27 protein-coding genes are annotated in these 25,892 nt (G+C 64.8%); 15 read left to right on the top strand and 12 right to left on the bottom strand.

Translation table 11 applies throughout. The features are described 5' to 3' along the window. Positions 1-4 precede the first annotated feature (4 nt). The 5 genes from AC0L3U_RS10050 to AC0L3U_RS10030 all read right to left on the bottom strand — a co-directional run bounded on the left by AC0L3U_RS10050 (position 5) and on the right by AC0L3U_RS10030 (position 5,508). Entirely contained in the window at positions 5-832 is an 828-nt protein-coding gene (locus tag AC0L3U_RS10050) for a class II glutamine amidotransferase (RefSeq protein ID WP_473361630.1), read from the bottom strand. Positions 833-923: 91 nt separating this feature from the next. Beyond that, on the bottom strand, positions 924-1,550 hold the full coding sequence (locus AC0L3U_RS10045; RefSeq protein WP_473361629.1) for an FMN-binding negative transcriptional regulator: 627 nt from the start codon (positions 1,548-1,550) through the stop codon (positions 924-926). A 74-nt stretch (positions 1,551-1,624) separates the two neighbouring features. Beyond that, positions 1,625-3,091: a MocR-like pyridoxine biosynthesis transcription factor PdxR gene (gene pdxR / locus AC0L3U_RS10040; protein WP_473361628.1), complete on the bottom strand. Its 1,467-nt coding sequence runs from the start codon at positions 3,089-3,091 to the stop codon at positions 1,625-1,627. 50 nt (positions 3,092-3,141) lie between these two features. Continuing rightward, positions 3,142-3,738, bottom strand: a complete 597-nt coding sequence (locus AC0L3U_RS10035; protein WP_473361627.1) for a redoxin domain-containing protein — start codon at positions 3,736-3,738, stop codon at positions 3,142-3,144. Between the two features lie 15 nt (positions 3,739-3,753). After that, a complete protein-coding gene (locus tag AC0L3U_RS10030) occupies positions 3,754-5,508 on the bottom strand; it encodes an MOSC domain-containing protein (protein ID WP_473361626.1) in 1,755 nt (584 codons plus the stop codon). 169 nt (positions 5,509-5,677) lie between these two features. Here AC0L3U_RS10030 and AC0L3U_RS10025 point away from each other — a divergent pair, with 169 nt between their 5' ends. The 5 genes from AC0L3U_RS10025 (at position 5,678) to AC0L3U_RS10005 (ending at position 8,407) form a co-directional block, all read left to right on the top strand. Continuing rightward, positions 5,678-6,058, top strand: a complete 381-nt coding sequence (locus AC0L3U_RS10025; RefSeq protein WP_354161149.1) for a nuclear transport factor 2 family protein — start codon at positions 5,678-5,680, stop codon at positions 6,056-6,058. A 260-nt stretch (positions 6,059-6,318) separates the two neighbouring features. Further along, positions 6,319-6,792: a tellurite resistance TerB family protein gene (locus AC0L3U_RS10020; protein WP_473361625.1), complete on the top strand. Its 474-nt coding sequence runs from the start codon at positions 6,319-6,321 to the stop codon at positions 6,790-6,792. A gap of 2 nt (positions 6,793-6,794) precedes the next feature. Further along, the gene (locus AC0L3U_RS10015) at positions 6,795-7,157 is read left to right on the top strand and encodes a hypothetical protein (RefSeq protein ID WP_027569423.1); all 363 of its coding nucleotides are present in this window, start codon (positions 6,795-6,797) and stop codon (positions 7,155-7,157) included. Next, positions 7,154-7,789, top strand: a complete 636-nt coding sequence (locus tag AC0L3U_RS10010; RefSeq protein WP_007592545.1) for a TerC family protein — start codon at positions 7,154-7,156, stop codon at positions 7,787-7,789. Before AC0L3U_RS10015 ends, AC0L3U_RS10010 begins: the two co-directional genes overlap by 4 nt. 33 nt (positions 7,790-7,822) lie before the next feature. Then, positions 7,823-8,407 (top strand): TIGR00645 family protein, encoded by a 585-nt coding sequence (locus AC0L3U_RS10005; RefSeq protein WP_027517271.1) that lies wholly within the window; start codon positions 7,823-7,825, stop codon positions 8,405-8,407. A 37-nt stretch (positions 8,408-8,444) separates the two neighbouring features. On the opposite strand, the gene AC0L3U_RS10000 is transcribed toward AC0L3U_RS10005, so the two are convergent. Both AC0L3U_RS10000 and AC0L3U_RS09995 read right to left on the bottom strand, forming a co-directional pair. Continuing rightward, the gene (locus tag AC0L3U_RS10000) at positions 8,445-9,392 is read right to left on the bottom strand and encodes a helix-turn-helix domain-containing protein (RefSeq protein WP_473361624.1); all 948 of its coding nucleotides are present in this window, start codon (positions 9,390-9,392) and stop codon (positions 8,445-8,447) included. Between the two features lie 127 nt (positions 9,393-9,519). Further along, positions 9,520-10,458: a LysR family transcriptional regulator gene (locus AC0L3U_RS09995; protein WP_473361623.1), complete on the bottom strand. Its 939-nt coding sequence runs from the start codon at positions 10,456-10,458 to the stop codon at positions 9,520-9,522. Positions 10,459-10,615: 157 nt separating this feature from the next. Here AC0L3U_RS09995 and AC0L3U_RS09990 point away from each other — a divergent pair, with 157 nt between their 5' ends. After that, complete coding sequence (locus tag AC0L3U_RS09990; protein ID WP_473361622.1) at positions 10,616-11,191, top strand: hypothetical protein; 576 nt, start codon at positions 10,616-10,618, stop codon at positions 11,189-11,191. 30 nt (positions 11,192-11,221) lie between these two features. Here AC0L3U_RS09990 and AC0L3U_RS09985 read toward each other — a convergent pair whose 3' ends face one another. After that, positions 11,222-12,304, bottom strand: coding sequence for a substrate-binding domain-containing protein (locus tag AC0L3U_RS09985; RefSeq protein ID WP_473361621.1), 1,083 nt, complete (start codon positions 12,302-12,304; stop codon positions 11,222-11,224). A gap of 114 nt (positions 12,305-12,418) precedes the next feature. On the opposite strand from AC0L3U_RS09985, the gene AC0L3U_RS09980 reads away from it, so the two are divergent. Together AC0L3U_RS09980 and AC0L3U_RS09975 are read left to right on the top strand one after the other, a co-directional pair. Next, a complete protein-coding gene (locus AC0L3U_RS09980) occupies positions 12,419-13,903 on the top strand; it encodes an aldehyde dehydrogenase family protein (RefSeq protein ID WP_473361786.1) in 1,485 nt (494 codons plus the stop codon). A 187-nt stretch (positions 13,904-14,090) separates the two neighbouring features. Next, positions 14,091-14,354 (top strand): hypothetical protein, encoded by a 264-nt coding sequence (locus tag AC0L3U_RS09975; RefSeq protein ID WP_473361620.1) that lies wholly within the window; start codon positions 14,091-14,093, stop codon positions 14,352-14,354. Positions 14,355-14,361: 7 nt separating this feature from the next. Here AC0L3U_RS09975 and AC0L3U_RS09970 read toward each other — a convergent pair whose 3' ends face one another. Then, positions 14,362-15,258, bottom strand: a complete 897-nt coding sequence (locus tag AC0L3U_RS09970) for an alpha/beta hydrolase family protein (protein ID WP_473361619.1) — start codon at positions 15,256-15,258, stop codon at positions 14,362-14,364. 181 nt (positions 15,259-15,439) lie between these two features. Here AC0L3U_RS09970 and AC0L3U_RS09965 point away from each other — a divergent pair, with 181 nt between their 5' ends. From AC0L3U_RS09965 to AC0L3U_RS09955, 3 genes are all read left to right on the top strand, one after another. After that, complete coding sequence (locus tag AC0L3U_RS09965) at positions 15,440-16,828, top strand: class II 3-deoxy-7-phosphoheptulonate synthase (RefSeq protein WP_085395858.1); 1,389 nt, start codon at positions 15,440-15,442, stop codon at positions 16,826-16,828. A 4-nt stretch (positions 16,829-16,832) separates the two neighbouring features. Continuing rightward, positions 16,833-17,186, top strand: coding sequence for a diacylglycerol kinase (locus AC0L3U_RS09960; protein WP_275167439.1), 354 nt, complete (start codon positions 16,833-16,835; stop codon positions 17,184-17,186). Positions 17,187-17,277: 91 nt separating this feature from the next. Beyond that, the gene (locus tag AC0L3U_RS09955) at positions 17,278-19,035 is read left to right on the top strand and encodes an NAD+ synthase (RefSeq protein WP_473361618.1); all 1,758 of its coding nucleotides are present in this window, start codon (positions 17,278-17,280) and stop codon (positions 19,033-19,035) included. 210 nt (positions 19,036-19,245) lie between these two features. Here AC0L3U_RS09955 and AC0L3U_RS09950 read toward each other — a convergent pair whose 3' ends face one another. Beyond that, the gene (locus tag AC0L3U_RS09950) at positions 19,246-20,436 is read right to left on the bottom strand and encodes a DUF2865 domain-containing protein (protein WP_473361617.1); all 1,191 of its coding nucleotides are present in this window, start codon (positions 20,434-20,436) and stop codon (positions 19,246-19,248) included. A 130-nt stretch (positions 20,437-20,566) separates the two neighbouring features. Beyond that, positions 20,567-20,872, bottom strand: a complete 306-nt coding sequence (locus AC0L3U_RS09945; protein ID WP_007592521.1) for a hypothetical protein — start codon at positions 20,870-20,872, stop codon at positions 20,567-20,569. Between the two features lie 292 nt (positions 20,873-21,164). Here AC0L3U_RS09945 and cysS point away from each other — a divergent pair, with 292 nt between their 5' ends. From cysS to AC0L3U_RS09925, 4 genes are all read left to right on the top strand, one after another. Further along, entirely contained in the window at positions 21,165-22,547 is a 1,383-nt protein-coding gene (cysS, locus tag AC0L3U_RS09940; RefSeq protein WP_473361616.1) for a cysteine--tRNA ligase, read from the top strand. A 115-nt stretch (positions 22,548-22,662) separates the two neighbouring features. Next, a complete protein-coding gene (locus AC0L3U_RS09935) occupies positions 22,663-23,172 on the top strand; it encodes a GNAT family N-acetyltransferase (protein ID WP_473361615.1) in 510 nt (169 codons plus the stop codon). Then, a complete protein-coding gene (cimA, locus tag AC0L3U_RS09930) occupies positions 23,169-24,767 on the top strand; it encodes a citramalate synthase (protein WP_473361614.1) in 1,599 nt (532 codons plus the stop codon). Before AC0L3U_RS09935 ends, cimA begins: the two co-directional genes overlap by 4 nt. Before the next feature lie 145 nt (positions 24,768-24,912). Continuing rightward, positions 24,913-25,290, top strand: coding sequence for a VOC family protein (locus AC0L3U_RS09925; protein WP_473361613.1), 378 nt, complete (start codon positions 24,913-24,915; stop codon positions 25,288-25,290). Here AC0L3U_RS09925 and AC0L3U_RS09920 read toward each other — a convergent pair. Then, a complete protein-coding gene (locus AC0L3U_RS09920; RefSeq protein WP_018459347.1) occupies positions 25,287-25,892 on the bottom strand; it encodes an LOG family protein in 606 nt (201 codons plus the stop codon). The two genes, AC0L3U_RS09925 and AC0L3U_RS09920, sit on opposite strands and share 4 nt — an antisense overlap.

The following is a 25,892-nucleotide window of genomic DNA, read 5'->3' as shown; positions in this document are numbered from 1 at the left end:
GTATTTACCTGCGGGCGATAATCCTTCTGGCAGGGGCGGGTTCCGCGTCAGCCCCACCGGAAATTGCAAGGTCGAACGGAACAATTTTCGCGCTTTCGGACGCACGTGCGACCAGCGCGTGATTCGGGGGCACTTCCGTCCAATCCGTTTCCTTGTCGAACGGCTCGGACACCACGATGACCTGGCCGCCGGCCTCGCGGAAATACAGCGTGTTGGCGGCATCGTTGACGGCGACCCGGAAGGCGTAGAGATCCCGGCCGTTGGCGATGGCGCTGGTGAAGCGGAGCCGCTCACGAAGCTCGCCTTCGTTGACGAGGCCGACGAGGGCTCGCAGCACGCGATGGGTTGCGCCGAGCGGATCGGCATCGAGTCCCGCGCCCATCATGGCGAGAAACACGGCTTCCGAATCGGTCGTGCCTGTCCGCGAGGGGTAGTAGGCGTCGGGGATCAGCGCCTCGACCTTGCGCCGCAGGCGATTCCAGCTGCCGACGAAGCCATTGTGCATGAACATCCACTGGCCGCAGGCAAAGGGATGGCAGTTCTGCCGTGTCACCGCCGTGCCGGTGGCGGCGCGCACATGGGCGAAGAACAGATGCGAGCGCAGATGGCGGCAGAGGTAGCGGAGATTCTCGTCCGACCAGGCCGGGCGTGTTTCACGATAAAGACCAGGCTCCGGATGCTCGCCGTACCAGCCGAGACCAAAGCCGTCGCCATTCGAGCCGGCGGTCGACTGGAGCGAGCGGATGCTCTGTGCAATCAGCGAATGCTCGGGCTCGGTGACGTAGGGCTCGAAGGACGTGGTCTCGCCCCGATATGCGATCCAGCGACACATGGGAATCCTGTCAGGAGATGCTTGCTGAAATGTATCAACGAGCCTGACAGGACGATGGTTCCCGACGGCGAGTGTCAGGAACCAAGGTCCACTACACCGGAACCGGAATTAACGGCGCAACCTCGCGATCACCCGCGTTCTCGCTAGCTGCGAGACCTTGTGCGACGCCGACCCGGTCGGCCTCGGGACGGTTCTGGCTCATCTTGCGCTTGCCTTCGAACCGCATGACGGGAATGCGCACGCCGACGATTCCGCGCAGCTGCGCGGCGATGAAATCCGCAGGGGCATCCGTAACGGCCCAAGGCTTGGCACGCGATCCTTCGTGCCTGTTGGTGAGCCGCGTCACGGCCTCGAGCAGGCGCTCGGGGTCCTGGAAGAACTCGACGGGGCCGTAGGCATGCACCGCGACGTAATTCCAGGTCGGCACGACCTTTTCGGTTTCCTGCTTGGTCGCGTACCAGGACGGCGTCACATAGGCGTCGGGACCGCTGAAGATCGCCAGTGCATCTCCGATCGGCGGCAGTTTCCATTGCGGGTTGGCTTTGGCCACATGTCCGTACAGCACACCATGCTCGCCTTCACTCTCGTCGAGAAAGAGCGGCAGCGGCGTAGCGACCGGGCCTTCGCTGGTGGCCGTGACCAGACTGGCGAGGCGGGCGCCGTGAATAGTCGCCCGGATGCTCTCGATGTCGTCCTTGAAGGCGGGAGGGATGTACATGGTCTATCTCCGGTGTGGGTCTGGAGATAGCCGGAATCTGGCCTATAAGAAACTGCCAGTTATCGCATATTTTATCAGTCCAGTTCGGCGACCGCCTGTGCGAGAAGCCTGCAGCCGCGCTCGATCTGTGCCACCTCCAGTGCCGAATAGCCCATGACGAGGCCAACTGTCTTCCGCGGTCGGCGAGGTCCGACGAACAGGGCCGAGACGGGATAGATGCCGACGCCCTTGGCATGAGCCGCCTTGATCAACGCGTCCTCTCGCTTCTGCGGCAGGTCGTCGAACCACGCCACGATGTGCAGGCCGGCGGCCGTCCCCTCGATCCGGACGCGATCCCCGAACCGGCGGCGAAGCGCGTCGAGCAGCGCCCGCTGGCGCTCGGCGTTGCGCCGGCGCACGCGCCTGATGTGGCCGTCATAGGCGCCGCTTTCCAGCATCGACGCGAAAGCGTCCTGTTCGATCAGCGGCGTGTGCCGGTCCATGATCTGCTTGGCGGCGGCGAACAGGGATCGCAGGGCGGCGGGCACCACCAGATAGCCGATCCGCAAGGTCGGGGAGAGCGTCTTGGAGACGGTGCCGAGATAGATCACATTGCCGCCGCCTGCCAGCGCGTGCAGCGGCGGGATCGGCCTGGTGTCGTAGCGATACTCGCTGTCGTAATCGTCCTCGATCACGTAGGCGTCGTTTGCCCTGGCCCAGGCGAGCAATTGGTGCCGGCGTCCGATCGGCATGACGCCGCCGAGCGGATATTGGTGCGAGGGCGTGACATAGGTGAGGCGGGCTTCGACGCCATCGAGCCGCGCTGTCTCCAATCCGTCCGCGTCGACGGGGATCGGGATCGTCTCGGCGCCCGTCGCCGCGAAAGTATGCCGCGCCATCTGGTAGCCGGGATCTTCCATCACGAAGTGGTCGCCGGCGTCGAGCAGCAGGCGCGCGCAGATGTCGAGGCCCTGCTGCGAGCCGTTGACGACGACGATCTGATCGACCTCGCAGCGGACGCTGCGCGACCGCCAGAGATAGCCTTGGAGCGCGGTCCGCAGCCGCAGCGCGCCGCAGGGATCGTCATAGGCCAGCCGCTCGGGTTTGCGCGCCATCGCGGCAGTCACGGCCTTCTTCCAGGCCAGTACCGGGAAATCCGACGGCGCGAGCTCGCCATAGCGGAAATTCGCGACCAGCCCGCGTGGCGGCTCGGTCCAGCGCGGCGGGTCTTGAAGCAGCCGGTCCCCGAAGGCCGACAGCCGCACCTTCCGCGCCGGCGGCCGCGATGCTACGCGCGTGTGTCCCCGCTCGACGACGGCGCGAGCCACCCGCGGCCGCGCGCCATGGCGTGTCTCGATGAAGCCCTCGGCGGCGAGCTGTTCGTAGGCGATCGTGACGGTCGAGCGTGCCACGCCCATCTCGCCGGCCAGCGCGCGGGAGGACGGCAGCAAGCCGTCGATCCCGAACACCCGCGCCATGATCTGATCTCTCAGGGCTTCGTAGATCTGGCGCGCGCCCATGCGGTCGGCACGGGGAGCGGGTTTGGTCTTCATCTGGATCATCCACATTCCAAGCCGGCATTCGCCCGAGCGGACGATGTCGGAATGTGGTTCTAATCCCGTTCGCCAAGAGTTTCGACGTAAGCCTTGCCGTAGGGATGAAAATGCTCCTTGCGGCCCTGGTCCCACAGGGCCCTGAGGCCGGGCGCCGTGATGTCCCAATCCGGCCGGCACTTCATGCCGACTGCCCTGAGGTCCTGGCGGAGCTCTTCGACGGTTGGACGGCCGAAGAACCAGTAACCGTTATAGATCTTGTGAATGACGAGGCCGGGCTCGAGCACGATCACGTGCGGAATCATCGGATTGTGGACGGGATCGGTGTATTCGGCGATGTCGAGATCTTTCTGAACGAGGCGCCGCGAATCCGAGAGGAAGGGCCAGTGCGCTCCGACGCCGCTGCGATATTCGCTGGTCTCGGTGATGTTGTCGGTCGTGATCGTGACCATCCGGCAATAGCCCACCTCCATCTCGCGATGGAGCTGCAGCAAGCCTTCGGCCTGGCGGCGATCCTTCGGACAAAATCCACCGCGGCCGAGCACGAGCACCATCGGATCGCCCGCCTGCAGTTCGGAGAGCTTCCGGTGCTTGCCGGTGTGGTCGCTGAGTTCGTAATCCGGGAAGGTTACTCCCGGCATCATGTCAGGTCGCATTACGCTCTCCCGGTTTTACAGATCAATCACGACGTCGTTTCGGGGCCGTGAGCAGCAGATCAGGACATTGCCGTCCGCCGGCGGATCGAGCGGATCCGGCGCATAGTCGACCGTCCCCGCGATCAACCCGCTCTCGCAATTGTGGCAGACGCCGGTCCGGCACGACCAGCGCACGGGAACGTCGCACGCCTCGGCCAGCTCCAGCAGGCTGGCGTAGGCCGGTCCCCAGCACACGTTGAGGCCGCTGCGGGCGAACGAAACCATCGGGCCGGAGCCAGGAGCGCCGGCTGGCGAGTGCGCGCGCGTCGGAGGCGAAGCGGCGATGCCCGGTGTCAGGGATGGCTTGCTGCCGAACAGCTCGGTGTGGATGCGATCGGGCGGGACGCCCAACGCAGCGAGGCCGGCGGTGAGATCGCTCATGAAGGCGGCAGGGCCGCAGAGATAGAAATCACCGTCACGTGGTACATTGAGCTGTTCGAGCAAGCGCCGGTCCAGATGTCCGGCGGTGTCGAAATCGACTCCGGGACGATCGGCCAGATCAGGCACGCTGAAGCAGACGTGGCTGTGATGGTGAGGGAGCCCCGCCAATAGCCCGCGCGCCTCGGCGGCGAACGGATGCTCGCGGCCGTTGCGGGTGCCGTGCAGCCACCACACGTCGCGAGTCGTCGCTTCCGTGGCGAGGGCGTGGAGCATCGCGAGCACCGGGGTGGCGCCGATGCCGGCGCTCAACAGGACGACGGGGCGCGCATCTTGCCGGAGCGTGAAACTGCCGCGTGGCGCACCGAGCTGCACGGCAGCGCCGTCCACCAGCTCGTCGGCGATGTAGCGGCTGGCGGCGCCGTGCGCTTCGCGCTTGATGCTGATGCGATAGGACGCGGCATCGGCGCCGCTCGAGAGCGAATAGCTGCGCGTCATCGCCTGCGCAGCGGAAGGTTCGAGCCTGATGACGACGAATTGACCGGGCAGGGCGGCCGCCACCGGACGTCCATCGGCGGGTTCGAGGATCAGCGACGTCACGTTGCCGCTTTCCGCGATCTTGCGCGCCACGCGAAAGGAGCGGAATCCGCGCCAGGCGGGAGCTGGGCTCGCCGCCGGTCCAAGCCCGGCGTTTCCCGCTGTCTTGTCGTCCTTCTGCTCGAGCAGCGCCTCGAAGGAACGCTGCCAGCCGCGGCTCAGCGCCGGAATCCGCAGCGCGCGCTCAAGGCGTTCGCGCGGATGAGGCGGCAGGTAAAGCAGCGCATTGATCTCGAACACGCTCATGCGCTCGGGCCCGGCGGCGACCTGATTGATCTCGTCACCGGCTTCGACGTCGCCCTCCTCGATCACACGGAAATAGAACCCGGGCCGGCCGTGCCTGACCAGCAGCGCCGCCATGTCCGGCTCGTCCATGCGAATGCCGAGCCGGTAGCAGGTGACGCGGGGCTGGGTCACTTCGAACAGCGCGGAACCGATCCTGTAGCGGTCCCCGATGCACACGCCGGCGTCGGCGAGGCCCTCGACCGTAAAGTTCTCGCCGAACTGGCCATGAACGAGGTTCGATCGACCGAGATGCTCCTGCCAGTATCGATAGGATTCGTCCTGATAGACGAATACGGCACGATGTTCGCCGCCATGACCGGCCGTATCGCCCTGGCCGTCGCCGTCGATGTTGAGCCGGCGCACCCTGCGCGGGCCTGTGACCTGCGCCTTCCAGATGCCGGTGTGAACGGTCCGACCCTGCCAGGCGACGTCGCGCGGCAGGCCGACATTGACCGAAAGCAGATTTGCCATTGCGTGTTCCCGATCTGGCTGCGCGGTTCTGCCATCATCCTTGCATCCGGATGGGGTTTTTGGCTCGTTAGTCGTTGTTAGAGGTTGCGAGCAAGCCTTGTCAGCGGCTGCCTGCGCGCCAATCTGAAATGGCGTAACGAGAACGCAGTCGGGACAACGGGAGATCACGATGGATGATCAGGGCAAGCTGGCCGCGCTCCAGCGGCATTGGGACGCTTCGGACGCGAACGATTTCGAGGCCGAGCACGACATCTATCGCGAGGACGCGGTGCTCGACTATCCGCAATCCGGCGAGCGCATCCGTGGTCGCAGTAACATCCAGCAAAGCCGGTTCGTGCAACCGAACAAGAAGCGCTTCACGGTTCGGCGCATCGTCGGCGGTAACGATCTCTGGGTGAGCGAATTCGTGCTGACCTATGACGGGGTGCCGTCTTACGTGGTGAGCATCATGGAATTCCGCGACGGCCTCGTGGCGCACGAGACGCAGTATTTCGGCGACAGATTCGAGCCCTCGCCCTCGCGGGCGCATCTTGTCGAGCGGGTGGGGTAACACGGGGAACCCGATGCGGCGGCTGGTCGCAGTCGCGTCGCCTTGATTCCGACAGTCCCATCTTTATGTGTGGAAGGAACAAGAATCCGGGCCCCTCTGGCGAGGACGCCGACGCTGTCGGCAAACCTCGTGATGTCGGATGACCTGTCCCGCGCGAATGCGATGGATCGGCCGATCGTCGGGCCTTCTTGAGAGTCTCTCCGACCCAATCGTCCCCATCGCAGCTCCGTGCGGTCATTTCGCAAGATAAGGGAGCAACGATGTCCGACGCCAAGCATTCCAATCCGATCGAAATCGAGATCACCGAGCCGTCCAGCCTGAACGAGCAGGCTGCGGTGGCGCTGGTGATCGTCGGCGCGCTGGTTGCGGTTGCCGACCGGCAAGTTTCGCCGGTCGAACGCGACGAGGTCGTCCGTTTCATCCGCGATCGCAAGCTCGCACCGCACATATCGGAGGACCGGCTCTACGCCATGTTCGACGAGCTTGCCGAACGTCTTGAGGAGCCTGATTTCGCCAATGTGGTGATCGACAATTTGCGTCCGGTTTCGGACCTGCCGCTGTCGGCTCATTTGATGGAACTGTCGGAGCGCGTCGCGGCCGCGGACGAGGACGTTCATCCCCACGAAGTGCAGGCGATCAAGCTATTGCGCCTGCTGACGCTGGTGCTGCCACGCGCAAAGCAAGTGACGCCGGGTGCAGTGCGCGCCGAACAACGCATCGCCGCCGAGGAGTAAGCATGAGCGTAGTTTCGGACGAAGATAAAACAGGGACTGCGGGCGCTACCGGCCAGATGGCCGGCGGCGACCCGCGCCTGGACAAGCTCGTCCGTCGCCTGCCGCCGCGCATGGGTGACACCGTCACCTATCTGCTCAAGCCGTCCAGCCGCTGGGTGAGAATCCCCTCGGGCGCGCTGCTCATTGTCGGCGGCGTGCTCTCGTTCCTGCCGGTGCTCGGAATCTGGATGCTTCCGCTCGGCCTCGCTTTGCTCGCGGAAGACGTGCCCGCGCTGCGATCCTCGCGCGGCAAGGTTCTGGATTGGGTCGAGCGGAAGAAGCCGCAATGGCTCGATCCTGCCGCACCGAAAAATGACCAATCATGACCGAATTCATCACCACCGAAGCGCTGACCGCGCTGCTTCAGGTCGTCCTGATCGACCTCGTGCTCGCCGGCGACAATGCCGTCGTCATCGGCCTTGCCGCAGCCGGCCTGCCGGCCGAGCAGCGCCGGCGCGCCATCGTCGTCGGCATCATCGCCGCCACCGCCCTGCGCATCGTCTTTGCTGGCGTCGCGACCCAGCTTCTGCAAGTGATCGGGCTGTTGCTCGCCGGCGGCGTGCTGCTGCTCTGGGTGTGCTGGAAGATGTGGCGGGAGCTGCGCGAGCAGTCCGCGCACGCGAACGAGCTCGCGTTCAGCCATGGCGGCAGCGGCGCTGCTCCTGCCTCCCGAAAGACCTTCAGACAGGCGGCCGTGCAGATCGTCGCCGCCGACGTCTCGATGTCGCTCGACAACGTGCTCGCGGTCGCGGGCGCCGCGCGCGAGCATCCCTACATCCTCGCCTTCGGCCTGTTATTGTCGGTCGCGCTGATGGGCGTCGCCGCCGATTTGCTCGGCCGCGTGCTCCAGAAGCAACGCTGGATCGGCTATGTCGGCCTCGCCATCATCGTTTACGTCGCCTTCGAGATGATCTATCGCGGGTCGCTCGAGCTCGCGCCTGTGATCGCGAGTCTCTGAGGCAACGTGCCTGTCCATCATCCGGAGTGATCAATGACGTCCGAACCCAAAGCACCTTCGGCGGTTTCCGTGCCGGCGCCGCAAATCGGCGCGTTTGCCCAACTCATCTTTGGCTCGCGCTGGCTGCAGGTGCCGCTTTATGTCGGCCTGATCGTCGCGCAGGCCGTCTATGTGCTGCTGTTTCTGAAGGAGCTCTGGCACCTGGTCGTGCACTCGTTCGACGCCAGCGAACAGCAGATCATGCTGGTCGTGCTCGGGCTGATCGACGTCGTGATGATTTCGAACCTGCTGGTGATGGTGATCGTCGGCGGTTACGAGACCTTCGTCTCGCGCCTGAACCTCAGCGGTCATCCGGACGAGCCGGAATGGCTGAGCCACGTCAATGCCAGCGTGCTCAAGATCAAGCTTGCGATGGCGATCATCGGCATCTCCTCGATCTCTCTGCTCAGGACCTTCATCGAGGCCGGCAATCTCGGCACGACGCGCAGCAATTTCACCGAGAGCGGCGTGATGTGGCAGGTGCTGATCCACTTGACCTTCATCATCTCTGCGATCGGCATCGCCTGGGTCGACCGCCTCGGCGATAGCGGCCAGCGCAAGGGAGCCGGTCACGGCTGAACGTGACACACGGCCGTTCAAAGACCGAAGGCTGCGCTCAGGGACGTCGGCTCCGCGCCAGCGTCTCGGAGGGCGTCTCGCCGAACGCCAATCTGTAGCCGCGCGAGAACTCACCAAGATGCCAGAAGCCGTTGCCGAGCGCCGAGGCCTTGACGCTCATGCCGCCGCCTCCGACCATGAGCTGGATGCGGGCAGACCACAGCCGCTTGAGGCGCAGATAGTGGTGCAGGCTCACGCCGTGCACCGCGTGAGCGGCGGTCTGGAGCGTACGCACCGATACGCCGAGCGCAGAGGCGAGGTCGTCACTGTAAAGTGCCTTGCTGCCGGACCACATGACCATTTCGTCGAGGCGCGCGATCAGCTTGCGGTGCTTGGCGAACGATCCGCCTCGCGCAGTCAGCCCGCCTGCCGGCGCCAGGGCGTTGTCGAGGCAGGCGAGCAGCGTCTCCTGGATGGGTCGGTTGAGCGCCTCGAATTGCCGGGGATCGTTGCACGCCGAGGCGAGCGAGAACATCTCCAGGATAGCGGCGCGCAATCGCGCCATCGGTTGGTCCGGCGCGCGAACATATGCGAGGCCCGTGTCGAAATCCGTCCAGCCGCGATGACGCATGTCCGAGTTGAAGCGCAGCATCAGGTAAGTGTTGGGATGATGCTCGATGGCGTCGACGGGGGCTTTGCCGCGCATCATGGCAATCGTTGAATTGTCGACCTCGCGGCCGTTGGAGGTGGAGTGAAACGCGAGGGGGACAACGAGGCCGACACCATTGTCCGTGCCGATCTCGGCCTCAAACCGCCGTGCAAAGGAGCGCTGGAGCACGAAAAGCCCATCCTGGAGCGGCAGGATGGCGCGAGACAGCGAGAATTCGCGCGGGCGGAGCGGCGTGCTGATGCCGAGGCCGAGCACCTCGTTGGCGCGAAACTCGGCGAAATCCGAGAAGCGCTCGATGCCGAGGATTCGCGAAGGCTTCAGCCGACATAGCGGCATTCCGGATCCTTGAGGCGTGTAAATTGAGCAGGTTTGAAGAGGGTATCAATGGCCGGCCATCGGCCATATTCCGGAAAACTACTGTCGGCGATCACGTCCACGCGCATCGAAAGTTGATTTTGTTTGATCAGGCGATCTGCGGATGCGCCGCGTTTTCGCGCCGCTCGCGCTCGGCCAATTCGCGCACCAGCTCCTGGAGGAAGGATTCCGTGTAGGCGGGCAGTGTGCGCTCGGCGCGAACGTAGATGCCGAGATCTGACCACACCGGACTGTCGGCGTTGTCGAGCGGCAGGAAGACGAGCCGGCTGTCGCGCGACAGTCGCTCGATGCCGAGCTGGGTCTGGAAGGCGATGCCGACGCCGCGCGCGGCGAGCTCGCGCATCAGGTCGATCGAGTTGGCCTGGATCGCCGGCTCCGGCGTCTCGGACAGCTGCGCGATCAGCGGCTGGAGCAGATGATAGATCGACAGCTCCGGCAGCGCGTGGATGACGGGAAAGGCGAGACATTGGGTTAGCGTGACCGTCTTGCCACGCGCGAGTGGATGATCGCCCGCCACGATTGCGCCGAGGCGAAACCGTTTCAAGGCGACCTGGCGCAGGTCCGGCGGATGCCGCAGCGCCATGGCGATACCAATGTCGGCCTCGCCGCGGCTCAAGGCCTCCAGCACATCCGACGATCCCTTCACCTCGGTGGTGAAGCTGACGCGCCGGGCGCGGCCGCGATGTGAGGCGATCAGGTCCGGCAGCACCGACTCCGTGAGCGACTCGATGCAGGCAATGCTGACGGTGCCGTGCCAGGTGCCCGACAGGGACGCGACGTCGGAGCGGAAGCGGTCGAGGTCCTGGAGCACGTTCATGACGTGCCGGGCCAACATCTCCCCGACCGTCGTCAGCGTCAGGCCGCGCGCATTGCGCTCGAACAACGGTGACCCAACCTCTTGTTCAAGCTTGAGAATCTGGCGGCTTACGGCCGACGAGGCAACGTTCAGCAAACGCGCCGCGGCCCGGATCGAGCCGGTGCGGCGGACGGCGTGGAAGTACTGGATGGCCGGTGAGTGAAATCGCATGAGACCCCCGGCCGGACTATAGCTGTTGCCGAAACGGCATCAATATGTACGAAATTCTGTGCTTTTCGAGCGCGCTCCTCCCGCCTAGGTTCGCCGCCGGCTTGCCGGTCCCGCCGGACCGTCATGCCATGCGCAACGAGGCGCCAGGGGATCCGGGGTGGACGAGAACACTGTTTGCGAGGTCGCGCCGGACACGCGTCTGGTCGATCGCCGTCGCGCGGCCGCCTATGTCGGCGTGACCGCCGGACGCTTCGAGCAACTGGTGCGCGACAGCGTCGTGCCAGCGCCTGTCATGGTGGACAACAAGCGGCGTTGGCCGCTCGCGTTGCTCGACGTCGCGAAGGACGCGGTTGTCAGCAGCAGCATGCCGTGCCTGCCGCAGGTGACTGTCGAGATTATGCAGGACGCGCGTCCCTGCGAACGAGCCCCGGCACCGGCCTTGCACGAACTGCCGGACCAGGCCTGGTTCGAGCTGCGGGCGCGGTTCGTTCAGCGCGTGCGCCGGTCGCTGCTGTCGGGCAACGAGATCCGTCTCTTGCGCGAGTTCAAGCTGCTCAGGCAGAACCAGATCAGCATGTTCGGCTATTACGGCAGCTTCGAAGCCCTGATGGTGCGCGGCTACATCGTCGAGCTCGCGCGAAAGCCGCCGTCGAGCCGTCCGCTGGTGACGTACCGGCTGACCGCGCAGGGCGAGCGGGTCCTGTCGGCGCTGAAGGACGAGCCGGCGATCTGACCGGCGCGGACAAGGCGACGGCATCCTTCATCATCGCACGGCGTGCATCTCCAGAAACGCCTTCACACCGGTGACGGTGCCGGTGTCCGACGGCACATAGCCGGGTAGCGTCGCGACAGCCGCGCGAAAATCGGCGCTGCGGATGATCTCCAGGATGCGCTGCATCGGCCCGGTGTCCAGGAACGCGCGCTTGCAGACGAAGAAATAATCCTCGGTCAGGAGCCGGATGAAATCGAGGCCGAAATGCCGGGCGGCGGCTTCGACGCCGAAACTCGCATCGGCCATGCCGCTCGCGACATAGGCTGCGACCGCGGCGTGGGTGAATTCGATCTGCTGCGCGCCGTTGATGCGGCTCTCTTCGATGCCGTTTGCCGCGAGCAACTGATCGAACAGCAAGCGCGTGCCGGAATCATGGTCGCGGTTGACGAAGCGGACTTTCGGCCCGGTGAGATCACTGAGAGAGGCGATGCGCAGCGGATTGCCGCGCGCGACCATCAGCCCCATTTCGCGCGTGACGAAGCTGATGATGCGATCCTCGCGCGGATCGAGCCATTCGCGCGCAGCCTTGATGCCCTGGGCGCGTAGCGCGCCGTGCGGCAGATGCAGGCCGGAGAGATCGCAGGCGCCCTGCGCCAGCGAGACCAGCGAATGCTGGTTGCTGACATAGCGCAGATCGACGCCGATGCCGGGCTCGCGGTCGAGGAATTCGCGCAGTTTTGCGACCGCAAAACCGTGGCTGGCATGCACGCGGATCACCGACGGGCGCTGCTCGAGGAATGGCTTGATCTCGTTCGCCAGCTCCTGCGCGAGATTTTCAAGCTGAGGTCCGAGCCGGGCCTGCATGCGCTCGCCCGCCCATACCAGCCGCTCGCCGAACGGCGTGAGCTTCGAGCCTTTGCCGCGCTGGGTCTCCACCAGCGGCGTGCCGAAAAACTCCGACCATTGCTCGATCAGATTCCAGACATGGCGGTAGGAGAGGTGCGCGTCCTTGGCCGCGCTGGTGATCTTCCCCGTCCTTCTGATTTCGTTGAGGACGCCGAGCATGATGATGGCGGTGCGTGGATTGCCCTCGCGGCGAAACCGCCAGACGGCCTCGATCTCGATCTGAAGCATTGGTCTCCCTTATGAACTGCACTTCATATGCTGACCGTCCATTTGCAATTCATATCATATTTACTCCGGCGTAAGGGTGCCTAGTCTGGTATACCAGAACTGGGAGGAGATATGATGTCTGTTGCATATGATTTTGCACACTCGCCGGCCACCGAGTTCATGTCCCGGCCACAGCATCTGCTGATCGACGGTCGCCGCGTCGCCGCAAGCTCCGGGCGCACCTTCAAGTCGCTCAATCCGGCCACCGGGCAGGTCATCGCCGTCGTCGCCGAAGGCAACGAGGCCGATGTGGAGTATGCGGTCGCCGCCGCGCGCCGGGCTTTCGAAGGCTCCTGGCGCACGATGCGGGCGTCCGAGCGCGGCCGGATCCTGCTGCGCTGGGCTGACCTGCTCAAGGCTCACGCAGAGGAGATCATCGAGCTCGAGTCGATCGATGCGGGCAAGCCGATCGCCGCGACATCGCGGCAGGATTTTCCGGCCGCCGTCGATACGCTGATCTACTACGCCGGTTGGGCCGACAAGATCAGGGGCGACGTCGTGCCCGTGCGCGATGATGCCCTGACCTACACCGTGCGCGAGCCGGTCGGCGTGGTCGCCGCGATCGTGCCGTGGAATTTCCCGCTGATGATCGGGATGTGGAAGCTCGCGCCGGCGCTGGCCTGCGGCTGCACCATTGTGATGAAGCCGGCCGAGCTGACCTCGCTGTCGGCGCTGCGTATCGCCGAGCTCGCGCTCGAAGCCGGCCTGCCGGCGGGCGTCTTCAATGTCGTCACAGGCCCCGGCCGGGTCGTCGGCGACGCGCTGGTCAATCACCCTGACGTCGACAAGGTCACCTTCACCGGCTCTCCCGGTGTGGGCCGGGGAATCATGAAGGGCGCCGCTAGCAACTTCAAGCGCGTCTCGCTGGAGCTGGGCGGCAAGTCGGCCAACGTCATTTTCGACGATGCCGATCTCGAAGCCGCATCGAAAGCTGCGGCTTCCGGCATCTTCTTCAATGCCGGCCAGGTCTGCTCGGCCGGCTCGCGCGTGCTGGTGCAGGAGAAGGCCTATGACGAGGTCGTCGAGCGGCTGGCGGCGCGCGCAAAGTCGCTCCGGATCGGCGACCCGCTCGACCGCAAGACGACGCTCGGCCCCGTGATCTCAGAGAAGCAGATGAAGTCGATCCTCGATTATGTCGACATCGGCCGGAAGGAGGGCGCGACCCTCGTCACCGGTGGCGAGAAGGTCGGCGACCGCGGCTACTTCATCAGCCCCGCGGTGTTCGCGAATGTCGCCCACCAGATGCGGATCTCGCAGGAGGAGATCTTCGGACCGGTCGTCAGCGTCATCAAGTTCAAGGATGAGGCCGACGCTTTGAGGATTGCCAACGGCACGGCTTACAGCCTCGCCGCCGGCGTCTGGAGCCGCGACATCGGCAAGCTGCAGCGCTTCGCCAAGCGGGCGCGCGCGGGCACGGTCTGGATGAACACTTATGGCTATACCGACGTGCGCCTGCCCTGGGGCGGCGAGCGCGACTCCGGCCTCGGCCGCGAGCACGGCACCGCCGCGCTCGACAATTTCACGGAGCCCAAGGCTGTCTGGATGAATCTGGCCGTTTGATACCTCCCGAGCGGCCAAGCCTGGAGCCCGCCTGACCACCCGTGCAGGCGGGCTCATCTTTCGAGATCGATAAAATTGTCTGCATTCCGCTCAGCGGCGGCAAACCCTGCGGACAAGAACTGTGCGGCCTTAAACCCCGGCTTTGGAACCGGCGTGCATCCTGCCTGCAACAGGGTGGGGCATCAGCATGTCAGTTCTTAGGGAGGTCGTCGTCGCGGTCGCGGGAGTCTATGCGCTCCTGTTCGCGTGCGACGCAGTGTTCGGGGTCGGCGAGGCACGCTTCGACGACACTTATTACAGCGCCAGCTTCTACGCGCCGCGGCCGAAGGAGTTTCGTTTCGCCGGCGATACGCCGCCGGCCGTCCGCGTCAGCGACGCCTTTGCGCAATTCGCGCCGGGCGAGGCCAAGCCGAACAAGCGCTACTCGTCGCTGACAACGATCCTCCGGTAAGCGCCGTCTACTCTCCCTGGATCCATTCCGCGACGCCGCGCCACAAAGTGTCGCGGTGGTCGGGGCGGAAGAAGCCGAAATGGCCAATCGTCTTGGCGCCGACGTCGGACGGCTTCACGTTGATTACCTCCGGCTTGATTGCGGTGAACCCGCTTGCAAGCAGCTCGACCGCGGGCCGCGTCGCCCAGGGATCGTCGGAGAAGCAGAGTGTGCGCAACTCGCCCTTGAACCTGGCGAAATTCTCTAGCTCCGGCAGCTTTGAATCGAAGAGATAGCGGGGACTCGAGACCCACTTGGTCCATTCCAGGAAGACGCCCTTGGGCAAATCCTCACCGATGCCGGCCCAGCCCGGCGCGTAACCCAGCGCGTGGGCGAGCGGCACGCCGACGAGATTCATGAAGGCGAAGACGCGGTATTTTTCCGGCGACGTCATCAGCCGCCAGGTCGCCGCCTGCGAGGCCACGAACGCGGCGCGCGAAATCTCCGTGTTGTTCGCGATTAGCCCGAGCGCCTGGCCGCCAAAGGAGTGGCCGATATAGGCGAGAGGGAGAGTGTTGTAGCGCTCGCGCATCCAGTGCACTGCGGCGGTGACGTCGAGCGCGGCCCAGTCCGACATCGAGGCCTTGAAGCCGACCAGCGATTTCGGCTGGTTGTAGCCAACCATCGCCGGCAGCCGGGAGTCGCCGATGCCGCGATAGTCGTAGGTCAGGACCGCGCAGCCGCGATGGGCGAGATAGGAGGCAAAGCCGCGATAGATTTTTCGCGGGACGGCCGTCGCCGAATTGACCAACACGGCATGACGTTTGGTGCCGCGCGGCAAGAATAGCGTACCGCTCAGCGCATACCCGTCGGTCGCCGGGAAGCTGATCTCGTCGATGAAAACGTCGTCCAGTGCCACGTCCATGGGCCGAAGGTATCTTGCCAGTTTCCAAGCCGTTTCCCAGCAAATGCGAATTTGGCTTTCCCCGCAAGGCTTTGCAGTGCCGGACGGATTTACAACTGGCGGCCGGTGGCTAGCCTGTGTATAAGGCGACCCTCGCAACCCACAGATCAGGTTGTGCTTTTTGCTTCACGGAGAGATTGCGATGTCCGAGCGGTGGACGCCCGAATCCTGGCGCAGCAAGCCGGTGCTACAGGTGCCCGATTATCCCGACGCCAAGGCCCTGGCCGACGTCGAGGCGCAGCTTGCGACCTTTCCGCCGCTGGTGTTCGCGGGCGAGGCGCGCAATCTGAAGAAGGCCTTAGCGCGGGTCGCGGCCGGTGAGGCCTTCCTGCTGCAGGGCGGCGACTGCGCCGAGAGCTTTGCCGAGCACGGCGCCAACAACATCCGCGACTTCTTTCGCGTGCTGCTCCAGATGGCGGTGGTACTGACCTATGCCGGCGCCGTTCCGGTGGTGAAGGTCGGGCGCGTCGCCGGCCAGTTCGCAAAACCGCGGTCATCGCCGATGGAGAAGATCGACGGTGTCGAGCTGCCGAGCTATCGCGGCGACATCGTCAACGACATCGCCTTCACCAAGCAGGCGCGCGTTCCTGATCCGCAGCGCCAGCTGATGGCCTATCGCCAGTCGGCCGCGACGCTCAACCTGCTGCGCGCGTTCGCCACCGGCGGCTACGCCAATCTCGGCAGCGTGCATCAGTGGATGCTCGGCTTCCTCAAGGACAGCCCGCAGTCCCGCCGCTACAAGGAATTGGCCGACCGCATCTCCGATGCGCTCAATTTCATGCGCGCCTGCGGCCTCGATCTCGAGGCCCACCCGGAGCTGCGCGCCACCGATTTCTACACCAGCCACGAGGCCCTGCTGCTCGGCTACGAGCAGGCGATGACCCGCGTCGATTCCACCACCGGCGACTGGTACGCGACCTCGGGTCACATGATCTGGATAGGTGACCGCACCCGCCAGCTCGACCACGGCCATATCGAATATTTCCGCGGCATCAAGAATCCGATCGGGCTCAAATGCGGCCCGTCACTCAAGCCCGACGAGCTGCTGAAGCTGATCGACGTGCTCAATCCCGACAACGAGCCGGGCCGGCTGACGCTGATCGGCCGCTTCGGTTCCGACAAGATCGGCGAGCATCTGCCGAACATGATCCGCGCCGTGAAGCGCGAGGGCAAAGTGGTGGTCTGGTCGTGCGATCCCATGCACGGCAACACCATCACCTCGACGTCAGGTTACAAGACGCGGCCCTTCGACCGCATCCTGTCCGAGGTGAAGTCGTTCTTCGCGATCCACGCCGCGGAAGGCACCCATGCCGGCGGCGTGCATCTGGAGATGACCGGCCAGGACGTCACCGAGTGCCTCGGCGGCGCCCGTGCGATCACCGACGAGGATCTCAACGACCGCTATCACACGGTCTGTGATCCCCGGCTCAACGCCGAGCAATCCATCGACATGGCGTTCCTGGTCGCAGAACTGCTCAAGCAGGAACGCGCCGGCAAGGTCAGGCCGATGCCGGTCGCAGCGGGGCTCTGAGACCTTGCTGCGGATCTGGAAGGCCACGATCAATTCCCGTAACGGTCTGGCCTTTGCGTTCCGCTCGGAGCAGGCGGTCCGCGAGGAGATCGTCGCGCTCCTCTTGTCGCTGCCGCTTGCATGGTTCGTCGGCGCGACCGCAATGCGCGCGGTCGAGCTGATCTGCGCGGTCGCGTTCGTGCTGGTGGTCGAGCTGCTCAATACGGCGATCGAGAAGCTTGCCGACCGGCTGACGATGGATCACGACAAGCAGATCGGACGGGTCAAGGACATGGGCTCGGCCGCGGTCGGTATTGCGCTCCTGATGGCCGGCGCGTTCTGGATCATCGCCATCATCGAGCGATTGGGATTCCTCTAGAGCGCGTCTCGCGCTTTAGACTGTTTTTTGAGCATGATCTTTTCGGAAAACCGCTTCACGCTTTTCCGGATCATGCTTTGATCGGAGCGCCATGACCGAACGTCTCAACGCATTCGCGCTCACGCTCGCCCAGCTCAATCCGACCATGGGCGACATCGACGGCAATGCCGCCAAAGCGCGCGCGGCGCGCGTGCGGGCAGCCGCCGACGGCGCCGATCTCGTGCTGTTTCCGGAATTGTTCATCGCCGGTTACCCGCCGGAAGATCTGGTGCAGAAGGCTTCGTTTCAGGCGGCCTGCCGCGCCGCGATCGAAGCGCTGGCGCGCGAGACCGCCGATGGCGGACCGGCCATGCTGATCGGCACGCCCTGGGTCGAGGAGGGTAGGCTCTACAATGCCTGCGCGCTGCTCGACGGCGGCCGTATCGCCGGCTTGCGCTTCAAATGCAATCTGCCGAATTACGGCGTGTTCGATGAGAAGCGGCTGTTTTCGCGCGGCCCTGCGGCGGGCCCCGTCACCGTGCGCGGCGTGCGCATCGGTGTGCCGATCTGCGAAGACATCTGGCTGGAGGAGTCCGAGGACTACGAGAACGTGGTCGAGACGCTGGCCGAGACCGGCGCCGAGATCATCCTTGTGCCGAACGGATCTCCTTACGCCCGCAACAAGGCTGACGTGCGTTTGTCGGTCGCGGTCGCGCGCGTCACCGAGAGCGGCTTGCCGCTGGTCTATCTCAACCAGGTTTGCGGCCAGGACGAGCTGGTGTTCGACGGAGCTTCCTTCGCGCTCAACGGCGACCTTTCGCTCGCAGCGCAATTGCCGGCGTTCGCGGAGAGCGTCACCACACTGCGGTTCACACGAAGCGGCGACGATTGGCGCTGCACCGGTCCGATCGCCGCGCAGCCCGAGGGCGACCACGCCGACTACGCGGCCTGCGTGCTGGGTCTGCGCGACTACGTCGCGAAGAATGGCTTTCCTGGTGTGCTGCTCGGCATTTCCGGCGGCATCGACTCCGCGCTGTGCGCCGCGATCGCGGTCGATGCGCTCGGGGCCGATCAAGTGCACGGTGTGATGCTGCCTTATCGCTACACTGCGGCAAGCTCGATTGCCGACGCCGGCGAGCTCGCTGGCCATCTCGGCATCCGCTACGAGGTGCTGCCGATCGCGGAAGCAGTAAGCGGGTTCGAGACCATCCTGTCCGGCGTCTTCAAGAATCTGCCGCCTGATGTCACCGAGGAGAATCTCCAGGCCCGCACCCGCGGTACGCTGCTGATGGCGATCTCCAACAAGACCGGGCTGATGGTGGTGACAACAGGCAACAAGTCGGAAATGTCGGTGGGCTACGCCACGCTCTACGGCGACATGAACGGCGGCTTCAATCCGATCAAGGACATCTACAAGACGCAGGTGTTTCGGCTCGCAAGCTTGCGCAATTCGTGGAAGCCAGAGGGGGCGCTGGGGCCGGACGGCGAGGTGATCCCGCCCGACATCATCACGCGTCCACCGACCGCGGAGCTGCGCGAGAACCAGACCGACCAGGATTCGTTGCCGGCTTACGACGTGCTCGATGCCATCCTGGAGCGTCTGATCGAGCGCGAAGAGCCGCTCGACACGATCATCGCCGCCGGCTTCGACCGCGAGACGGTGACCCGTATCGACCATCTCCTCAACGTCGCCGAATACAAGCGCCGCCAGGCCGCCCCCGGCGTCAAGGTGACCGCCAGGAATTTCGGCCGCGACCGCCGCTACCCCATCACCAACCGCTTTCGCGACAAAGGCGAGCAGCTCGCCGCCCCGGACGAGACGCTGGTGTCGCGTGGGAGCAAAGCCTCGATCGACGCGTTCGAGGGGTGAGGCTGGCGCTTGCGCTGCCGTTTCCGCAAGCGAGATGGGCGTTGTTGTGCCCTCGCCCCTTGCGGGAGAGGGCAGCTCCGCCGTCGAAGCGAACTCATTCGGGTGAGGGGTCTATCTCCGCGAACCCATGTGCACATGTGAGCGCGGATAGAACCCCTCATCCGACGCTTCGCGCCACCTTCTCCCGCAAGGGGAGAAGGGAAGGGCCGCCTACTTCTGCTGTTGCGGCAGGAAGCTCGGGCCGACCGAACGGATCGGCTTGTTCTCGGAAGGCGTCGCAGGGGTGCCGGTTTCCGCCGGCGGCGTCGCTGCCGGGGCGCCAGCCGTCGTCGTCGCCGGAGCCGCACCCTTCTTGCCATTGGCGGCCGGCGTGCCCTTGTTGAGCTGCCGCTGCTGCATCTTCTTGGCGCTCTCCTCGGTGACGATGATGTCACCCTGCTGCTCGGCCGATGCCTTGTCGTCCGCCGATTTGAGCGCGTCGGCCCAGGTCTGGCCCGCGGCCTTGCAGGAGCAGGACGGGTTGAACTCGCTGCGGAATTTGAACGCGGTCGGCAGCGCCGTGTAGGGCTGGCCGCTGGTGGAGACCGCGGAGTTCATGTCTTCCCCGGGGTTGCGATGGGTGTAGAGCACGGCCTCGGCGGCCGGGCACAGCGCCTTGCAGGTCTTCTCGTCGTCGGGGAAGCGCGCCGGCACGGTCGCAAACGAGACCGGGAAATAAGCGCCGTCGCAGGTGCGCACGCACACGGTGCGATAGGTGCCTGATTGCGGGCCGAGATCGGACGGCGGCACGCCTTGCGGATTGTTGGGGTTGTTGCCGCCGAACAGATTGCTCAGGAAATTGCCGCCGCCTTGCGACTGCGCGGCGTTGGCATATTGCGGGCCGCAATTGTTCTGCGCCAGCGCTGCCAGCACCGAGCGGCGCTGGTTGTCACGCTCGGGGCTGAAGCCGCCGGCGCCACCGCGCAGGCGTTCGAGATTGCCGGTGATCTGGTCCAGATTGGCGCGCATCTGCTGGATCTGGGTGTTGACCGGACCGCATTGCGCCGACTGGCCGCTGAACAGCGAGAAGAAGCCGGAGGAATCGCAACCCATGCGCTTGGCCTGCATGGTGACGCGGTCAAGCTCGGCCTGCTGCTTGCTCTGGGACTCCTGATAGCGGCGGATCTGGTCTTCGCGCGCGGGATCACCGCCGCCGCCACGATCGAGACCGGCGAGCTGGCCTTCCAGGCGCGCGCACATCGGGTTGGGTCCGAGCCCGTTCTGGCCGGGCTGAGGCGGCGGTCCCGGCGGGCCGGCCTGTGCGAACGCGTTATTGGCGAGCGCGACCGTGCTCAAGAGCACGGCGCAGGCAAGGATCGAGCGAGCACGGGAGAGAGACAAAAATTCAGGCATATCCGCCATTCTAGCGAGGTCACGGCCACGCGTGATGTGGGGGGCCGAAGCGCGCCCTCCCATAGCCGCTTCCTGCGGCATCGTCACGTCGTTTCAGAGGCCAGGGATTGGACCTAAGGTACGCCAGTTCCGAGCGAATTCAGCGCTGGCAGGTGATTGCGACATATTCATCGCAATGGCCATGGGAGCAGTTTGCGCCGGATTTGGGGACAGAGCCGGTAATTTCGTCGGGATCGACCCGGCGATAGGCCGAAGCCTGGGCAAAATCGCGTGACTGGCAGTAGGTGCGGGCGACCTGCGCGCCGCATTTGTCACTTTTGGCCAGGCACTGATCCACGCCGTAGCCGTCCGCCTGGTTGGGGATGATGAAGACGCGGGTCTCAGCGAGAGCGCTGGAAACGACGAGGATAGAGGCGCAGGAAATGAGCGCGAGCAATGATCGCATGAAAACACCGGGGCAAAAAAATGGGAACTGCCAGTTCCAGAATGGGCTCAAATGGTTAAGGAGATAAACCATCTGTGTGCGGCGGCTGCGCATTGCGGAGATAAAACGGCGTTTTCGCGGCTCTCTTGACGCGGGGCCGCCTCATAGCCCATATGTTCCGTCATGAACGGTCTCCTCGTCATTTGCGCCATTTGCCGCGAGATTACGAGCTAGCGATTCGCTGGCTGGAGCCGTCTTTTCTCAAAACCATTGAGAGCACTGGACGCCCGGCCAACAGCCGACGGGTATCCTTATGGAATTGCGCCTCTACGATACGCTGAGCCGGGAGAAGCGCACCTTCGTGCCGCTCGATGCCGAGGACGTCCGCATGTATGTCTGCGGACCGACCGTCTATGACTTCGCCCATATCGGCAACGCCCGGCCGGTGATCGTGTTCGACGTGCTGTTTCGGCTGCTGCGCCATCTCTATGGCGCGGCCCACGTCAAATATGTCCGCAACATCACCGACGTCGACGACAAGATCAACGACCGCGCCGCGCGTGATTTCCCCGGCCTGCCGCTGAACGAGGCGATCCGGAAAGTCACCGAGCAGACCGGCAAACAGTTTCACGCCGACGTCGATGCACTCGGCGCACTTCGGCCGAGCGTCGAGCCGCGTGCTACCGAGCATATCGGCGAGATGCGCGAGATCATCGAGCGGTTGGTCGCCGGCGGCTTCGCCTACGTTGCGGAGCATCACGTGCTGTTCTCGCCGCAGGCGATGAACGCGGCCGATGCCGGGCTGCCGCGCTATGGCGCGCTGTCCAATCGTTCGCTGGATGAGATGGTCGCCGGCGCCCGCGTCGATGTCGCGCCCTACAAGAAGGGCAACACCGACTTCGTGCTGTGGAAGCCGTCCAAGCCCGGCGAGCCGTCATGGCCGTCACCGGCCGGTATCGCCGCGCAGGGGCGCCCGGGTTGGCACGTCGAGTGCTCGGCCATGGCCTGGAAGCATCTCGGCGAGCACTTCGACATCCATGGCGGCGGCATCGATCTCGTGTTTCCGCATCACGAGAACGAGGTCGCGCAGACCTGCTGCGCCTTCCACCGGGAGCGCATGGCGAACTACTGGATGCACAACGGCTTCCTGCAGGTCGAGAGCGAGAAGATGTCGAAATCGCTCGGCAACTTCGTTACGATTCACGAGCTGCTCGCGGACTGGCCGGGCGAAGTGGTGCGCCTGAATATGCTGAAGACGCATTATCGCTCGCCGATCGACTGGACGATGAAATCGCTGGAGGAGAGCGCCAGGACGCTCGATGATTGGTATCGGGTTGCGGCTGACGTCGCGCCCGGCAAGCCCGCCCCGTCGGTGATCGAGCCGCTGCTCGACGACCTCAACACGCCGCTGGCGATCGCTGCGCTGCATGGCCTGCGCGGCAGCGACGTTGGTGCGCTCGCGGGTTCGTTGCGGCTGCTCGGCTTTCTCTCCGAGAGTGCCGCGCAGTGGGAAGGACGCAAGCAGCAGGCGAGCGGCGTCGATGCCAAGGAAGTCGAGCGCCTGATCTCGGAGCGGACGGCGGCGCGTGCGCGCAAGGACTTTGCGGAGTCCGATCGTATCCGCGATCTGCTTGCCGCGATGGGCGTTGCGATCAAGGACTCCAAGGAAGGCACGACGTGGGAGGTCGCGCGATGAAGCGGCCCGACACGCCGTTTCCGCGGCACTGGTTCTATTACATCGCGCTGAAAATCCTGCTGCTCGGCGCCGCCGTGGCGCTGGCGCTGAAACTCTATGGGATGTGGTGAAGACGATGGCACAAGCACTCCCAAAGCCTGGTTTGCGGCCCTTCCTGCCCGAGGACGTGCCGGTTCTTGCCGCGATCTTCACGGCCAGCATCGAAGAGCTGACCGGCGATGACTACAGCGAAGCGCAGCAGCAGGCCTGGATGGCCGCGGCCGAGGACGAAGAGTTCGGCAAGCGGCTTGCCTCCGACCTGACGCTGATCGCAACGCTGGAGGGATCGCCCGTGGGCTTTGCGTCGCTGCGCGGCAAGGATCATATCCGCATGCTCTATGTGCATCCGGCCGTGGCCGGGCAGGGCCTCGCGACGATGCTCGTCGATGCGCTGGAAAAGCTTGCGGGCGGCCGTGGTGCCGACAAGCTGACGGTCGACGCCAGCGACAACGCGCAGGGCTTTTTCGCCAAGCGCGGCTATGTGGCCATGCAGCGCAACAGCATCACCGTGAACGACGAGTGGCTGGCCAACACCACCATGCAGAAGACGCTGGGCAGCGGACCCGCGACGGGAGCGCTGCAATGAGCAAGGAGCGTCTCTATCTGTTCGACACCACGCTGCGCGACGGCGCGCAGACCAATGGCGTCGATTTCACGCTGACCGACAAGCAAATCATCGCCCAGATGCTCGATGAACTCGGCATCGACTATGTTGAGGGCGGCTATCCCGGCGCCAATCCAACCGACACCGAGTTCTTCGGCACCAAGCCGAAGTTTTCGCATGCGCGCTTCACTGCGTTCGGCATGACACGTCGGGCAGGGCGCTCGGTCTCCAACGATCCCGGCGTGGCCGGGCTGCTGGAAGCCAAAGCCGACGCCATCTGCTTCGTGGCGAAGTCGTCGGCCTATCAGGTGCGCGTTGCGCTGGAGACGACCAAGGAGGAGAACCTCGCCTCGATCCGCGACAGCGTCGCGGCGGCGAAGGCCGCCGGCCGCGAGGTGATGCTCGACTGCGAGCATTTCTTCGACGGTTACAAGGAGGATTCCGGTTTCGCGCTCGCCTGCGCGAAAGCTGCCTATGAAGCCGGCGCGCGCTGGGTGGTGCTGTGCGACACCAACGGCGGCACCATGCCCAACGAGGTCGAGGCGATCGTTGCCGAGGTGACGAAGCACATCCCCGGCGATCATCTCGGCATTCACGCCCATAACGATACCGAGCAGGCGGTGGCGAATTCGCTCGCTGCGGTGCGCGCCGGCGCGCGGCAGATCCAGGGCACGCTGAACGGCCTCGGCGAGCGCTGCGGCAACGCCAATCTCTGCTCGCTGATCCCGACCCTGAAGCTGAAGGCCGAATTTGCCGACGCCTTCGAGATCGGCGTCACGGCGGAAAAGCTCGCGACCCTGGTCAAGGTGTCGCGCACGCTCGACGACATGCTCAACCGCGTGCCGAACCGGCATGCGGCCTATGTCGGCGAGAGCGCCTTCGTCACCAAGACCGGCATCCATGCCTCCGCCGTGCTGAAGGATCCGCAGACCTACGAGCATGTCCTGCCGGAGCTGGTCGGCAATCACCGCAAGGTGTTGGTGTCCGACCAAGCCGGACGCTCCAATGTCATCGCCGAACTCGACCGCGCCGGCATCGCCTATGAGAAGAGCGATCCGAAGCTGTCGCGGCTGGTCGAGGAGTTGAAGGAGCGCGAGGCGCAAGGCTATGCCTATGAATCCGCCAACGCCTCGTTCGAGCTGCTGGCGCGGCGCACGCTCGGCAAGGTGCCGCATTATTTCGAAGTCGAGCAGTTCGACGTCAATGTCGAGCAGCGCTACAATTCGCATGGCGAGCGCGTCACCGTGGCGCTGGCGGTGGTCAAGGTCGACGTCGCCGGCGAGCATCTGATCTCGGCGGCCGAAGGCAACGGTCCCGTCAACGCGCTCGACGTCGCGCTGCGCAAGGATCTCGGCAAGTACCAGAAATATATCGAAGGCCTGACGCTGATCGACTATCGCGTCCGTATCCTCAACGGCGGCACCGGCGCGGTCACGCGCGTCCTAATCGAGAGCGAGGACGAGAACGGCGACAGCTGGACCACGGTCGGGGTCTCCCCCAACATCATCGACGCCTCGTTCCAGGCGCTGATGGATTCGGTGATCTACAAGCTGGTGAAGTCGGGCGCGCCGGCTTAGGGGATGGTAGCGTGAGCTATGGCGGTGCCATATACGCCGTCATTGCGAGGAGCGAAGCGACGAAGCAATCCAGACTGCTTCCGCTGAGCCAGTCTGGATTGCTTCGCTTCGCTCGCAATGACGAGGAGAGAGGGGAGCGCGACCCATGATCGATCACATCTCCGTCGGCGTCAGCGATCTCGAACGTTCGGCGACATTTTACGAAGCGGCGCTCGGGGCCCTCGGACTCGCGCGCGTCGTCACGCGGCCGCGGACGATCGGCTTTGGCAAGGCCTATCCCGAATTCTGGATCAATCTGCGCGAGGGCATGCCACGCGTCACGCCGGAGAGCGGCGTGCATATCTGCCTGCGGGCCAGGACGACCGCCGAGGTCGATGCATTTCACGCCGCAGCGCTGTCCGCCGGCGGCGCGTCCGACGGCGCGCCGGGTATCCGCCCGCACGATCGCGTGCGCTATTACGCAGCCTTTGTCGTCGACCCCGATGGCAACCGGATCGAGGCGGTGACGTTTCCTGCGGACTAAAGCTTACGCGCCATTTCCGGGGCGAGCTGCTTTTCCGCGTCTTCGATCTGCGCTGCAGCCGATTTCAGCTTCGGCAAAATCTCTTCGATCCGATCGGCCTTGAGGATGTCGACCGAAAGCCCGGCCCGGATGAACTCGGTCTGACGCATGTGCGACAGCAGCGAGAACAGCGGCTCCCAGAAATTATCGATATTGGCAAGCAGCACCGGCTTGGCGTGACGTCCGAGCTGCTTCCAGGTCAATTGCTCGACCAGCTCTTCCAGCGTGCCGACGCCGCCCGGCAGCGCCACGAAGGCGTCGGAACGTTCGAACATCAGCCGCTTGCGCTCGTGCATGTCGGGGGTGACGATCATCTCCTGCACGCGCGTCAGCGCGTTTTCGCGCATCCGCAGGAAATCGGGGATGATGCCGGTGACGGTGCCGCCGTGGTCGAGCACGGAGGTCGCCACCGAGCCCATCAGGCCGAGCGAGCCGCCGCCATAGACGAGGCGGATGTTGTTCTCGGCGAGCGCCTTGCCGAACGCCTTGGCGCCTTCGGTGAAACGGGGATTGGTTCCTGGGCCGGAGCCGCAATAGACACAGACGGTTTTGATCGTGCTCAT

The sequence above is a fragment of the Bradyrhizobium sp. Kon69 genome (genome assembly GCF_055807515.1).
Note: the sequence above shows the minus strand (reverse complement) of the source record. Positions and strands in the feature narration are given on the sequence as shown.